Source organism: Microbacterium sp. Z12_35, from assembly GCF_058310475.1.
The window spans coordinates 2060455-2073340 of the sequence record NZ_JBZEGJ010000001.1 but is presented as its reverse complement, the minus strand read 5'-3'; the positions used below and the strand labels follow the sequence as shown (position 1 = coordinate 2073340).

Annotated in this window: 12 protein-coding genes and 1 pseudogene; 8 read left to right on the top strand and 5 right to left on the bottom strand. The window is 66.8% G+C overall.

The window, feature by feature from the left end; genetic code table 11:
• Positions 1-106 precede the first annotated feature (106 nt).
• From AC4FS1_RS09950 to AC4FS1_RS09930, 5 genes are all read left to right on the top strand, one after another.
• Positions 107-1060, top strand: coding sequence for an ABC transporter substrate-binding protein (locus AC4FS1_RS09950; RefSeq protein ID WP_491154629.1), 954 nt, complete (start codon positions 107-109; stop codon positions 1058-1060).
• Positions 1061-1222: 162 nt separating this feature from the next.
• Entirely contained in the window at positions 1223-1915 is a 693-nt protein-coding gene (locus AC4FS1_RS09945; RefSeq protein WP_491154627.1) for an ABC transporter permease, read from the top strand.
• Positions 1916-1917: 2 nt separating this feature from the next.
• A complete protein-coding gene (locus AC4FS1_RS09940; protein ID WP_491155698.1) occupies positions 1918-2652 on the top strand; it encodes an ABC transporter ATP-binding protein in 735 nt (244 codons plus the stop codon).
• 143 nt (positions 2653-2795) lie between these two features.
• On the top strand, positions 2796-4571 hold the full coding sequence (locus AC4FS1_RS09935) for a gamma-glutamyltransferase family protein (protein ID WP_491154625.1): 1776 nt from the start codon (positions 2796-2798) through the stop codon (positions 4569-4571).
• A gap of 136 nt (positions 4572-4707) precedes the next feature.
• Positions 4708-5910, top strand: a complete 1203-nt coding sequence (locus AC4FS1_RS09930; RefSeq protein ID WP_491154623.1) for an acyl-CoA dehydrogenase family protein — start codon at positions 4708-4710, stop codon at positions 5908-5910.
• Between the two features lie 112 nt (positions 5911-6022).
• Here AC4FS1_RS09930 and AC4FS1_RS09925 read toward each other — a convergent pair whose 3' ends face one another.
• Positions 6023-6475, bottom strand: a complete 453-nt coding sequence (locus tag AC4FS1_RS09925) for a hypothetical protein (protein WP_491154621.1) — start codon at positions 6473-6475, stop codon at positions 6023-6025.
• Between the two features lie 144 nt (positions 6476-6619).
• On the opposite strand from AC4FS1_RS09925, the gene AC4FS1_RS09920 reads away from it, so the two are divergent.
• Positions 6620-7024, top strand: coding sequence for a hypothetical protein (locus tag AC4FS1_RS09920; protein WP_491154619.1), 405 nt, complete (start codon positions 6620-6622; stop codon positions 7022-7024).
• Between the two features lie 20 nt (positions 7025-7044).
• On the opposite strand, the gene AC4FS1_RS09915 is transcribed toward AC4FS1_RS09920, so the two are convergent.
• On the bottom strand, positions 7045-7644 hold the full coding sequence (locus AC4FS1_RS09915; protein WP_491155697.1) for an alpha-amylase family glycosyl hydrolase: 600 nt from the start codon (positions 7642-7644) through the stop codon (positions 7045-7047).
• 200 nt (positions 7645-7844) lie between these two features.
• Positions 7845-8339 (bottom strand): annotated as a pseudogene (locus tag AC4FS1_RS09910) (alpha-amylase family glycosyl hydrolase); the annotation flags it as partial.
• A 276-nt stretch (positions 8340-8615) separates the two neighbouring features.
• On the opposite strand from AC4FS1_RS09910, the gene AC4FS1_RS09905 reads away from it, so the two are divergent.
• Positions 8616-9566: a manganese catalase family protein gene (locus AC4FS1_RS09905; RefSeq protein WP_491154617.1), complete on the top strand. Its 951-nt coding sequence runs from the start codon at positions 8616-8618 to the stop codon at positions 9564-9566.
• A gap of 45 nt (positions 9567-9611) precedes the next feature.
• On the opposite strand, the gene AC4FS1_RS09900 is transcribed toward AC4FS1_RS09905, so the two are convergent.
• Positions 9612-10169, bottom strand: coding sequence for a TetR/AcrR family transcriptional regulator (locus AC4FS1_RS09900; protein ID WP_491154615.1), 558 nt, complete (start codon positions 10167-10169; stop codon positions 9612-9614).
• 48 nt (positions 10170-10217) lie between these two features.
• Here AC4FS1_RS09900 and AC4FS1_RS09895 point away from each other — a divergent pair, with 48 nt between their 5' ends.
• Entirely contained in the window at positions 10218-11150 is a 933-nt protein-coding gene (locus AC4FS1_RS09895; RefSeq protein WP_491154613.1) for an alpha/beta fold hydrolase, read from the top strand.
• Between the two features lie 101 nt (positions 11151-11251).
• Here AC4FS1_RS09895 and AC4FS1_RS09890 read toward each other — a convergent pair whose 3' ends face one another.
• Positions 11252-12880 carry a PucR family transcriptional regulator gene (locus tag AC4FS1_RS09890; protein WP_491154611.1) on the bottom strand — a complete coding sequence of 543 codons (1629 nt, stop codon included), beginning with the start codon at positions 12878-12880 and terminating at the stop codon, positions 11252-11254.
• Positions 12881-12886 lie beyond the last annotated feature (6 nt).

Below are 12886 nucleotides of genomic sequence, written 5' to 3'. Positions count from 1 at the left end.
TGTTCGCCCTCGTTCGCCAGCGCTGGTCTGCGCACCTTCGACCAGCCGACCTATTGGAGGCCCCGTGCCCATCGATCGCCGACTCCGCCTCACCGCTCTCGCTGCCGTGGCTGCGGGCGCACTCGTTCTAACCGCGTGCGCTGGTCAGCCAGCATCCTCTGAGGGTGGGGACGCGGTGACTGCCCGGATCATCACCGTCGGGACGCCCGGGTCGAACGTTGGTTTCCTCTTCGATGACATTCCAACAGCGGTGGAGGCCGTCGGCGGAACCGCCGACGACGCCGGGTACTTCCCCTCGACAGAGCCTGCGCTGGAAGCCCTGAATAGCGGAGCAGCCGACTTCGCTACCGTTGTCACCTCTGGCGCTCTCACCGGACTGACGGGATCAGGCGACTACCTCTTCCTCGGTGTGAGCAAGCGTTCCGCGGGCTCGAGCTCATCGATCGTGGTCCCCGCCGACAGTGACATCGAGTCCATCGAGGACCTCGTGGGCCGCTCAGTCGCTGTCACTAAGGGCGCTGCGGGCGAGTACATCGTTGACCAAGCGATGCTCAATCGGGGCTTGCCGAGTGATTCGATTGAAAAGATCTACCTCGGTCCGGGCGACGCCGCTGGAGCATTCACTCAAGGATCCATCGACGCCTGGGCGGCCTTCGCGACCTTCATCCCGGCTGCGGTCAACAATATGAATGGCCGGATCCTGGTGATGGGCGACGACGAACTCACGGGCAAGCTCGACTACCCGGTGCTGGTCGTTCGCCGCGACTTCGCCGAGGCAAACCCTGAGGTGACGGCAGCGGTGCTGGAGGGGTACGCCGCAGGTGGCGCCCATGTTCTGGAGGATCCGGACGAGTATCTCGCGATCCAGAAGGCCGCGAACGACTTCAGCCCGGAACAGCTCGATTACCTGCTTGAAACGCTCTTCGTATACGAGGCGTACGACGAGGACACGCGCGCGGAGCTCCAGGAGAGCATCGACTCCTGGCACGAGACGGGTACTCTCACAAAGACATTCGAGGTCGAGGACATCATCTTCGACGGGTCGGCTGCGACGGACTAGTCGGTCGTCATGTCCTCTCCCAAACTGATTCCCGGAGCTGGCGCGGCTCCGACCGTCACTGCAACGCTCTCGGTACCGCGGCGCGCGACGTGGTGGTCGCGCATGCGGCCTCTCCGAACCGTCGGGCCGCTTGCGCTGCTCGTCATCTGGCAGATCGCGGCCATGACCGGGTTCATCCCCGTCACAGTCCTGCCCCCGCCCCTGGAGGTGGTGAGGACCGGATGGGAGTTGTGGTCCACCGGCGAGCTTCAAGTGCACTTGCTCGTCTCATTGCAGCGCATCGGTCTCGCGCTCATCCTTGGCGTCGGGGTAGGTCTTGTACTCGCGGTGCTGGCTGGCCTGTGGAAGGTCGGTGACGCGCTCATCGATCCGATCATGCAGATGATGCGTACGGTACCGGTGCTGGCTCTCGTGCCGTTGTTCATCCTCTGGTTCGGTATAGGCGAACCCTCGAAGGTGCTGATGATCGCCCTCGCGGTGGTATTCCCGGTCTATCTGAATACGTATGCCGGCATTCGCGGTGTCGACCGGAAACTGTTCGAAGTCGGGGTCATCGTTCGCTTGTCGCCCATGGCGCGCATCCGCCACATCGTCCTCCCCGGTGCGCTCCCTGGTTTCCTCACGGGACTCCGCATGTCGCTTGGTGTGGCGTGGCTCGTGCTGGTCATCAGCGAGCAGGTCAATGCCTCTGAGGGCGTCGGCTATCTCATGAACAACGCGCGCCTCTATCTGCGCACAGACGTGATCGTCTTGGGAATCCTCATCTATGCACTTGCGGGCTATCTGTCCGACCTGCTCGTCCGCGTAATCGAGAAGCGCGCCCTCGCCTGGCGCCAGGGATTGGAGTCGTCGTGACCATGCACGATGATCTGGCCACACCGTCGGCAAAGGGGTCCCGTGTCGTGTCCTTGCGCTCGGTGTCGCGCTCTTTCGGGGAGACCCAGGTGCTTTCCGACATCGACCTGGACATCGAGCGTGGCGAATTCGTTGCTCTCCTCGGGCGGTCCGGGACGGGTAAGAGCACCCTGCTGCGCATCGTCACCGGGCTCGATCAGGGCGCGACGGGCCAGGTCACCGTCACGGACCGCCTCGCCGTGGGGTTCCAAGAGCCGCGTCTACTGCCTTGGAAGAAGGTCTGGCGGAACGTCGCCCTCGGTCTGAAAGGGTCTCGTCTGCGCGATAGGGCAGAAGCGACGCTGCGCGAGGTGGGGCTCGACCACCGCAGCGATGCGTGGCCGCTGACTCTTTCCGGCGGTGAGGCCCAGCGCGCGTCTCTGGCGCGCGCACTTATCCGGGAGCCGCAACTGATGGTGCTCGACGAGCCCTTCGGGGCTCTCGATGCTCTGACGAAAATCCGAATGCACGCGCTGCTGCTGGAGCTTTATCGCGCCCATCGACCGGGCGTCCTGCTCGTCACCCACGACGTGGAAGAGGCGATCCTCCTCGCCGACCGCGTCCTCGTCATGGACGCGGGGCAGTTCATATCCGATACCGCGATCGATCTGCCGCATCCGCGCCAGAAGGCGGGGGATGAGTTCTTGCGTCTGCGGGCAGCGCTCCTCGCCGACCTTGGGGTTTGGGAAGTCGCTTGACTCGCGCCGGCGGGCCGCCGTTCGGCGCTCCGCCGGTCGGCCGCTCCATCTCGCCGTCAGCGGGCACACGCGCTGTGCACCTCTGAAGGCTCACCGCCGTCTAGGCGCCGGCCGCACATCCTCCCGTGAAAGGACACTCACCCATGCGTTTCACCACTCGTCCGGAACTTGCGGGAACCTTCGGCATGGTCGCCTCAACCCACTGGCTCGCATCGGCCGCAGGTATGGCCGTGCTGGAAGAAGGTGGCAACGCGTTCGACGCTGCCGCAGCCGCGGGTCTCGTGATGCACGTCGTGGAGCCGCACCTCAACGGCCTCGGAGGTGACGCCCCCATTCTGGGCTTCGATGTGGCGAGCGGAGAGCCGTGGGTCTTGTGCGGCCAAGGATCAGCGCCAGCCGCAGCTACCAGCTCGGCGTTCGAAGAACTCGGACTCGACGTCATCCCGGGCACCGGACACCTGGCCGCGGTCGTTCCAGGCGCCTTTGGCGCGTGGCTCAGCATGCTGGAGCGGCACGGCACTCTCCCGCTCGAACGAATCGCACGCTTCGCCATTGGTTACGCCCGGGACGGGTATCCGCTCCTGCCCGACGCGTCTATGGCGATCGGTTCTGTTGCCCAACTCTTCGCGTCGCACTGGGTGTCCTCCGCGGAGATATACGTGCCAGGCGGCAAGGTTCCCGCGGGTCGATCGCGCTTCAGCAACCCCGCACTAGCCGACACTCTCGAGCGAATCGTGCAGGCGGCACACGCGGGCGGCGGTACACGCGAGACGGTCATGGCCCGTGCACGGGACATCTTCTATCGGGGCTTCGTCGCGGATGCGGTCGACTCGTGGATGAGGCAGCCCGTCCGCGACACCACGGGTCAAGATCATGCCGGTCTGCTGACCGGCGCCGATCTGGCGGAATGGGAGCCCTCTTGGGAACGGCCCGCAACGGTCGAGTTCGCCGGCGTCACGGTCGCCAAGACCGACACTTGGGGACAGGGCCCCGTCCTCCTGCAACAACTCGCCATGCTGGCCCATCAGGACACCGGAGCGCCCGCCTCGGCGCAGATGGTGCACGCCGTTGCAGAGACTGCCAAGCTCGCTTTTGCAGACCGCGAGGCGTACTACGGCGATCCACGGTTCAGTGATGTGCCCCTCGAAATTCTCCTATCCGATGCCTACGCGCGCGAACGGGCCGCGCTCGTCGGGCCCGAGGCCTCGATGCAGCTGCGCCCGGGGGCACCGGGCGGGCGTACTCCCCGACTCTCTGAGGCGATCTTCACCCAGCGCGTCATCGACGGAGCGGCAGGAACAGGGGAGCCGACGCTCAGCGGTATGGGCGTGGTGCGCGGCGATACATGTCACCTCGATGTCGTTGACCGGTGGGGGAACATGGTCGCCGTCACCCCGAGTGGAGGGTGGCTACAGAGTTCTCCGGCGATCCCGGGCCTCGGGTTCTCGCTCCCGACGCGGGCACAGATGTTCTGGCTTGAGCAGGGTCTACCCAATTCGATCGCGCCTCGGAAGCGACCGCGGACGACACTGAGCCCCGGCATGCTGCTGCGCGACGGCGCGCCTTACCTTGCTTTCGGTACGCCGGGTGGAGACCAGCAGGATCAATGGACCGTGCCGTTCCTTCTTAACCTGCTCGTGCACGGAATGAACCTTCAGGAAGCCATCGATGCGGCGTCCTGGCACTCCACGCATCTGCCGTCTTCCTTCTTCCCACGAACCTTCGTCCCCGGAGGTCTGATTGTTGAAGATCGGGTGGGTGATGGGGTGATCGCCGAACTTCGCGCTCGTGGCCATGACGTTCAGGTCGCCGGGCCCTGGAGCCTCGGCCGGGTCAGCGCGGCCGGATTCAGGGACGACGGAATGCTTGTCGCTGCGGCCAACCCGCGTGGCATGCAGGGGTACGCGGCCGGTCGATGATCACCGCAACGAACCCGAGCGGTGAGGCCCGCCACCCCACGTCAGTCGACAGCGGGTCGTGACCAGATCCGTCGTGGCGGACCCGCCATCCATCATCCATTCACAAAACACCCATCATCCACATCAAGGAGTCCCCATGGCAGCCACCCCTCTTCGTCCTGAGATCGTTTCGATCGTGGAGCAGCTCGATGAGTTGCGTCCGACTTTGATCGCGAGTGGGCGGGAGGCGGATGCGGAGCGTCGTATCTCGCCGGAGGTGTTCGACGCGGTCGCCGCGACGGGTGCGTTCGGTATTTCCGCGCCGCCGGCTTTCGGGGGTCTGGGCGCGAACACGGCCGAGTGCCACGCGGTCGCGCGTGCGATCGGTCGGGGGGATGGCAGCATCGCGTGGGTGCACGGCATCCTGGATTCCGGTGCGTGGGTTGTCTCTCTGATGAGCGAGCAGGCGCAGCAGGACGTGTGGGGCACTGACAAGGGCGTGAACTCGTTCATCTCGATCGTGCTGGCCACGACCTCGGACACGCAGCGGGCCGACGGCGGCTACCGGGTCACGGGCAAGTGGGGCTACGGCACCGGCAGCATGAACGCGGACTGGTCGCTGCTGGGTGTGCCGTTGAAAAACGATGCCGGTGAGGTCGTGGATGCCGGTCTCGCCCTGATCCCCACCTCCGAACTCGGCGTCGAGGACAACTGGTATGTCGCGGGGATGAAATCCACCGCGAGTGTGATGCAGATCGCTGAGGACGTGTTCGTTCCCGAGCACCGCATCTTCCCCCTCACCGCCGCGGTCGAGGGTGGTTACCTCAGCAACTACGACGACCTCACGTACCAGACGGTGTTCGTGCCGTCGCTGTTCATGAAGCTCATCGGCCCGCACCTGGGAATGGGACGCGCCGCACTGGACTACGTCATCTCCAAAGCCGACAGCAAGGCGATCGCGTACACCGGGTACGCCAAGCAGTCCGACTCCGCGGTGTTCCAAAGCGCGATCGCGAAAGCATCCGTGCAGCTCAACGCCGCAGAACTCGTCGCCCGCGACGTCGCCGACACCATCTACCAGGGCGCCCAGGACGGCTACTACGCCCCGTACGCGGAACGCATCGAGATGCGCGCCAAAGCCGGCTGGGTCGTGGAGACCATCACCACGATGATCAACGACCTGATGACCGCGCACGGCTCCGCCGGGTTCGCCGAGTCCGCGTCCCTGCAGCGGGTCTGGCGCGACCAGGCCACCGCCAGCCGCCACGGCCACACCCTCGCCGCCAGCGGCTTCGAGGCCTACGGCAAGACGATCTTCGGCCGCGAAGACGAGGCCCGATTCGTCCTCCCCATCGTGTAACCCACCCAGCCGCGAGGGCCCGGGCGAAACCTGACGGCTGGGGCCGAATCTGCGGCTCGGCACCGGCGCTCACGCGGCGGGACCGCGGGATCCCGTGGAGCGCGGCACGCGGTCAGGACGACAGGAGGGCGATCAGCTCAGCCTTGGTGAAGCGGGAGAAGCCACTGTGGCCCGCGGCCCGGGCGCGGTCGCGCAGCTCCACGACCGTGAGTGACGCCAGGTCGGTCGTCGGCAGGGTGGCGCTCAGAGCTTCGTTCAGAAGGGCGGCAGGGGCCGCGGATTCGGTGGGAGCGGCTTCCGCGGCGCCCTTGGCTTCAGCCTTGTCCGCGGCCTTCTGGACGCGGGCAGTGGCCTCGGCCGCCTTCTTCTCGACCTTCCGGGGATGGCGCGCGATCTTCTTCTTCGATGCCTGCGAGGCCTTCTTCGCTTCGTCCGCCAGCGACCGCAGCTTCTTCGCGATTTTCTTCGGGAGGGTCTTGCTCAGGCGCTTGGCGTCCTTGGCGGCTGCGGCTGCGGCATCCAGCGCTGCGCCGGCCGCCTTCTCCGCTTTGCTGTTCTTGGCCATGGGGAACCTCTCTCAGTCCTCGGGATCGGGCCGCTCGCGAACGGCATGTCCTGGAGGGGTAACGCTACAGGCGGATCCGGCACTTCCGGCGGCGACGCTCGCTGCTGATCGACATCTCGAAGACCGCGAGGCTACGATCGCGGAATGAGACGCCTGACGACCTCACTGGTGGTGGTGGGGAGCCTGTTCCTCATCGGTGGGTGCAGTGCTCCTGGCGAGCTTCCGGAGTTCCAGCGGGATCGAACGACCGCGGATGAGATTCCTTTCGACGTCTCCGAAGCGCGCATGGACGCCGACAGCTCGCGGCTTGCCGGCGAAGATTCTGCCGGCACGATCTACTACCTCGTTCGGGCGAAGGACAGCAATGCTCCGTGCGTCGTCGTCGTCCCGGCCGATGAGCCCTCGTGGTCAGGCTGCGGCGGCGTCGGAATGAAGGCCAGGGGGCCGGACGGCAGCAGGGTGGAAATCGTCGACCCCGGTATGACCGCGAGCAACGACCCGGAAGCAGAGAAGATCAGCCAATCGCTCCTGGCATATCCGGCCGGCTGATCACACGGGGGCGTCCGCTGCTAGGCGAGGACTGCCCACCCGTGAGGCGGAAGGATGACCTGGCCGCCTCGGATCTCGCCTTGTCCCAGTTCCACGGTCATCGCGCCGGCGGCGCTGAAGCGGGCAGGTTCGTCGCCCAGGTTGAGTGCGGTGACGATCGCTTCGTCACCTGCGGCGGAACGTAGAACCAGGGTGGTGTTGGCGCGCTCGACGACGTCGGTGTGCGCGCGGTGGAGCCACGGGCGTCGGCGCCGTAGCGCGATGAGGGCTTCGGTCGTCTCCAGCACAGAGCGTTCCTGCGGCTCGAGATCCTCGCGTCGCGGAGGGTGGGCCGGGAACTGCGGGCGGATGGCGTCGTCCCCACCCGCGCGCTCCTCCTTGGTGCCGTGGTATCCGTATTCGTCCCCGGCGTACACCGACGGGGTCCCGGCAACGGTGAACAGCACGGCCAGCGCATGCGGGAGGTGCCGGTCGCCGACGGCCGTGGCGATCCTGGTGACGTCATGGTTGCCGACGAAGGTGCTCGGATGAAGGTCTTCAGGAGATCGTCGTGCCGTCCGATGGCGTGGGCGAGCTCGAACAGGTTGAGGTCGGCGATGCCGTGCCAGATGCCCTGCCACAGCTCGTACTGGGTCAGGGAGTCGATCGTTGACTCGGTGACGATCGCCACCTGGTCGCCGTGGATCACCTCGCCGGTGAACCACGCGTGCGGGAACCGTTCGCGCACGCGCGGGAGCACGCGACCCCAGAAGCGGGGTGCGACGGCGTACGCCGCATCCAGGCGCCACCCGTCGATGCCTCGTTCCAGCCAGTACTGCATCACCTCGACGACCAGATCCTCGACGGCCGGCGAGTTGTGGTCGAGCGCGACGAGATGCTCGTGACCTTCGAAAACATCCGCGTCCACCGGATCGCCGGGCGCCCAGCCGTCCCAGCGGACCGAGAACAGATTCGCGGTAGGGGCGTCCGGGCCATCCTGCTCGAGGAGGGCGAAGGCGGGATGCTCGCGGCCGACGTGATTGAACACACCGTCCAGCAGCACCCGAACGCCTTTCGCGTGCGCGGCGTCGATCAGCGCGACCAGGTCGGCTTCGTCGCCGAGCCGGGGATCCACCCGGAAGTAGTCGGTCGTGTCGTATCCGTGGGTGGTGGAGGCGAAGACCGGGCCGAGCTGCAGCCCGTTCAGACCCAGACCGATCAGATGATCCAGCCACGCCTCTATCCGGCTCAGGCGGTGTGAGAGCTCTCGATCGTCGTCGCCGCGGGGGTGTATGGATGCTCCGACGAATCCGAGTGGGTAGACGTGCCACCACATCACGTGCTCGACCCATTCCGCACGCGAAGACTGCATGACAGCAGGCTAGGCGACTGCGCTGCTTTCGCCGCTCACGTGCCTGGTTGATCCTGACGCAGCACCAGCAGCTTCGGGCGTCGCACGTCGGGGGATCGTCACAGCCGTCGAGGACACCGACAATCGAGACTCATCGCAGATGTAGGTCGGAGGGTACTCGGCACCCGGCGGAAAGGCGAGAGGGTCTCGGTTATGTGTCGATGCGACGAGGCTGAGAGGACCAACCGCTTCGGAGGCCTCATGTACTTTCACGTTCAGCAACTGATCAACGAAATCGAGCAGGACGAGCCGGATCCCGCGGCCGCAAACGCACTCCAGGAGGGCCTTGGCGGGCAGTTCGGTGAGATGCGCACGATGATGCAGTACCTCTTCCAGAGCATCAACTTCCGCGGCCCGTCCGCAAAGCCGTACAAGGACCTGATCCAGGGCATCGGCACCGAAGAGATCAGCCACGTCGAGCTCATCGGCACGACCATCTCGCGTCTGCTGGACGGGTCGCCGCGCTACAACGGCAAGCTCACCGACCCGCTCGACAAGCCGGGCGCGGGCGGCTCGATCCCGCTGGAGATCGCCAAGCACGAGAGCAACATCCACCACTACCTCGTGGGTGCTCAGGGTGCGCTGCCGGTGGATGCCGCCGGCAACCCATGGGTAGGCACCTATGTCTACAACTCGGGCAACCTGGTACTCGACCTGCTCTACAACCTGATGCTGGAGTCCACCGGGCGCCTGCAGAAGTGCCGCCTGTACGAGATGACCGACAACAAGACGGCCCGCAGCACGATCTCGTACCTCATCGTTCGCGATCAGGCGCACGAGAACGCGTACGCGAAGGCGCTGGAGACCCTCGGCGTCAACTGGCGTACGTCGCTTCCCATCCCCAAGACCAACGCGGAGAAGTTCCCCGAGGTGGCTCGCCTGCTGGAGATGGGACTGCAGAGCAAGCAGTTCTCCTTCGACCTGACGAACCTTTCCGAGGCGGGGAAGATCTTCCAGGGAATGTCGCCCTCGAACGACGGCACCAAGCTCGATGCGAGCGAGCAGGCGCCTGTCGGGGTGCCGATGACCATCGCCCCGGAGCGGTTCGAGGAGTTCTCTCCGGGAGCCGACACCGAGCTGCAGGAGCTCATCGAAGCCACCGCAGCCATGGAGATGGCGGACATCGACCGCACCTTCGGCGAAATGAGCTGAGCGCGTTCGGCAAGCGCCCGCCGCGCGAGCGGCGGGCGCTTCTGCTCAGCGGTGCAGGCCCGCCAGCAGCATGCGGGTGTACCGATCCGCGGCATCGAGCGGATCGCCGGGAGCGCCGGCGCGCACGGCGTGCGCGAGCCCACAGGCCAGGGGCACCACATCGCCGTAGGCGAGGTCATCCCGGATGTCCCCGGCGCGTTTGGCGCGGTCCAAAAGCTCAGCCCCCACCTCGCGCAGCCGTGCCTTGAGCTGCGTCGTCTCTTCGAGTTCGTCGTGCACAGCCGCATTCACGGGGGGCAACGACGCGTCGATGATCTGCGCGCGCACGATGGTGGACAAGAAACTCGAGAACGCCGACCCCGGCTCATCATCGTGAAGAGCTCGCTCGCCCGCTGCGATGAGTTCGGCGAGCCGGGGCTGCGCGACTGCTTCGAGCAGCGACGTGGGCGTGGGGAAGTTGCGGTAGGTCGTCCCGACTCCTACACCTGCCCGCTTGGCGACATCATTCAAGACCAGGGGTTGTCCGCCGTCGACCATCGCCCGCGCGGCGCGCAGGATCTGGTCGCGGTTGTGCGCCGCGTCGCGCCGAAGAGCCGTCACCATACCGAAAGCGTAACTGGACAAGTTATCCACTCGACCCATAAGTTCTATGTGGATAAAGATTCCACATACGGATCGGAGTACGACGTGACGTTCACGGTTGACCATGTGGGCAATCTGCCCGCCGGATTCGAGGAGACCTTCACCAGTCACACGCTGGACGTGGACGGCGTGAGCATCCACGCCGTTGTCGGCGGGCAGGGGCCCGCCCTGCTCCTTCTGCCGGCCTGGCCCCAGTTCTGGTACGGCTGGCGACTGATTATGCCCGCTCTCGCCGAGCACTACACCGTCGTGGCGGCAGACCTCCGCGGCGTCGGGGCCAGTGCCAAGCCGCGCGACGGTTACGACGGCGCCACGCTGGCGGAGGACATGGCGGGCCTCATGACGGCGCTCGGGCACGACACGTTCGCCGTCGCGGGCTACGACCTCGGCATGATCGTCGCGTATGTGCTGGCCGCTGCCCATCCGCATCGGGTGACGAAGCTGGTGCTGGCGGAGGCGATTCTGCCCGGGCTGAGTCCGTCGCCGCCGCTGTTCATGGACAAGCCCACCAACGAGTTCCTCTGGCACTTCGCCTTCAACCGCCTCGGCGACATCAACGAGCAGATGGTGCGGGGGCGGGAGGAGGTGTACTTCGGCCACCAGTTCGCGTCGAAGGCCGCCTCGCCCGATGCCATCGCCCCGCACGCGGTGGAGTTGTACGTGAACGCGCTGCGCGACCCGGCCGCTCTTCGGGCGAGCTTCGAGTTCTACCGATCGGACGCCACCTCGGAACAGATCATCGCGTGGCAGCAGCGCGGGCGACTCTCGATGCCGGTGCTCGCTGTGGGTGGGCAGTACGCGAGCGGAGCCTCGGTGGCGGAAGTGGCGAGCATCGTGGCGGCCGACGTCACGGAACTGGTCATCCCCGGGTCGGGTCACTTCGTGCCGGAGGAGGCGCCGGAGGCGTTCACCGCAGCGCTGCTCGGCTTCCTCGCGGCCTGATCGCGCTCGGCGCCGGGCGCTTCTGCTCCGGATCGATCACCGCACTCGACGACCCGACGATCACTCCAGCCGTCCCGGCGGTCCGAAGCGAGATCGCAGCATCAGTCGCGGCGGATGCGCAGCTGCAGCATCGCGGAGAACCGCACATCCGGATCGCTCAGGTCGATCTCGCCGACCTCCGCGACGCGGCGGAGCCGGTAGCGGAACGTGTTCGGGTGGATGAAGCTCGCCGCCGCCGCATCCGGAACATCCCCGAAGCTGTCGAGCCAGGCCGCCAGGGTGCTGACGAGCTGTGCACTGTTGCGCCGGTCGTACTCCGCGAGGCGCGCCAGGAATCCCGTTGTGGTGTCACCGCGTGCAGCCAGCAGGTCGCGTAGTTCGAGGACGAGCGACTCCGTCTCCACGTCCGCCATCCGAGCGACCCGCCCACCCCCGGGTCGCTCCGTCAGCACCCGGAGGACCCGGCGAGCCTGCGCCCGCGAGCGCGCGATCCCGGCGATGTCGTCGGCGGCGTGGCCGATCGCGATGACCGCCGGGATGCGGGTTCCCACGCGCTGCAGGAAGTCTTCCGCGAGTGCTGCCGACCGCTCCTCGGCGGCCGCATCGGTGACGGGAATGATGCCGTAGGCCGTGTCCGCGACGAAGGCCACCGCGGCACCCGGTTGCACCGCCGAGAGGTGCATGGCCAGAGCGTCGATGAGCCGCTCGCGGGACGCGATGAGCTCGCGGTCCGCCCGCACCGACCCGGTCTCGTTCTTGCCCGGCAGCGCGGCGGCTGCGATAACGCTCACCCGTTTTCCGGCGAGACCGAGTCGGCTGAGCGCGTCCCGCGCTGCGGGGCCGCCCTCGATCGCCCGGCTGACCAGTTCCGCTCGCAGCCGCCGTTCCGCATCCGCTCCCGCACGCACCCGCAGAAGGTGCAGGGCGACGAGCTTCTCCGCCTCACGGAGGGTCGCGGCGCGTTCGGGCGTCACCGGTCCGTCCATGGCTGCCCACACCGAGCCGAGCACCTCGTCACCGGCGCGGACGGCGATCGCGACGCGCTGCGTGGTGACCCCCTCGCCCAGACGCACGGGGTCGACCACGACGGGTTCGTGGCTGCGGTACAGGTCGCGGAACACCCCGAGATCGGCCAGTGCGTTGGCATAGCGATCGGGGACCTGTCGCCCGATGATCGTCTCGATGCGGGAGGCGTCTGCCTCGTCCTGCCGTCCCGAGAACGCCAGAACACGGGATGACCGGTCTTCGATCGTGATCGGCGCATCCAACAGCGCGGCTATCGCGTTGGCGACGGCGAAGAGGTCGCCGGCCGGTATCCCCTCGAGCGACTCCGACTGCGTGTGGCCGATGTCCTCCTCGGCGAGCACCGAGCGAAGCAGCGCGGCGAGCTGCGTCCAGGTGGCCCCGCGGGCGAGTCCGAGGATGGCGACCCCCGCCGTATCCGCCGCCGCGCGCACGTCGTCGTTCACCTCGACCGGCGACCGCACGATGAGCGCGATACCTCCCCGGAGTCCGACCGTCGTCAGCAACGGGGGCAGGTCCTCGGCGGTGTGCACGCCGATGCCCAGCACGATCGAGTTCTCCGGATAGACCGGCTCATCGACGGGGTCGTGGATGACGACGCCGCCCACGGGCCGGTCGGCCTCGATGCGCCCGTAGGCGACCTCCAAGAGCGTCACGCCCAGGTCGGTGAGGACGCGTCCCCAGGTGGATCGGGCTCCCGGACTCATATCCGG

Bases quoted from the DNA above. Each gene is read 5' to 3' on its own strand.
- AC4FS1_RS09935 (WP_491154625.1), top strand. From the start codon at position 2,796: ATGCGTTTCACCACTCGTCCGGAACTTGCGGGAACCTTCGGCATGGTC.
- AC4FS1_RS09890 (WP_491154611.1), bottom strand. From the start codon at position 12,880: ATGAGTCCGGGAGCCCGATCCACCTGGGGACGCGTCCTCACCGACCTG.
- AC4FS1_RS09945 (WP_491154627.1), top strand. From the start codon at position 1,223: ATGACCGGGTTCATCCCCGTCACAGTCCTGCCCCCGCCCCTGGAGGTG.
- AC4FS1_RS09930 (WP_491154623.1), top strand. From the start codon at position 4,708: ATGGCAGCCACCCCTCTTCGTCCTGAGATCGTTTCGATCGTGGAGCAG.
- AC4FS1_RS09920 (WP_491154619.1), top strand. From the start codon at position 6,620: ATGAGACGCCTGACGACCTCACTGGTGGTGGTGGGGAGCCTGTTCCTC.
- AC4FS1_RS09940 (WP_491155698.1), top strand. From the start codon at position 1,918: ATGCACGATGATCTGGCCACACCGTCGGCAAAGGGGTCCCGTGTCGTG.
- AC4FS1_RS09925 (WP_491154621.1), bottom strand. From the start codon at position 6,475: ATGGCCAAGAACAGCAAAGCGGAGAAGGCGGCCGGCGCAGCGCTGGAT.
- AC4FS1_RS09905 (WP_491154617.1), top strand. From the start codon at position 8,616: ATGTACTTTCACGTTCAGCAACTGATCAACGAAATCGAGCAGGACGAG.
- AC4FS1_RS09900 (WP_491154615.1), bottom strand. From the start codon at position 10,169: ATGGTGACGGCTCTTCGGCGCGACGCGGCGCACAACCGCGACCAGATC.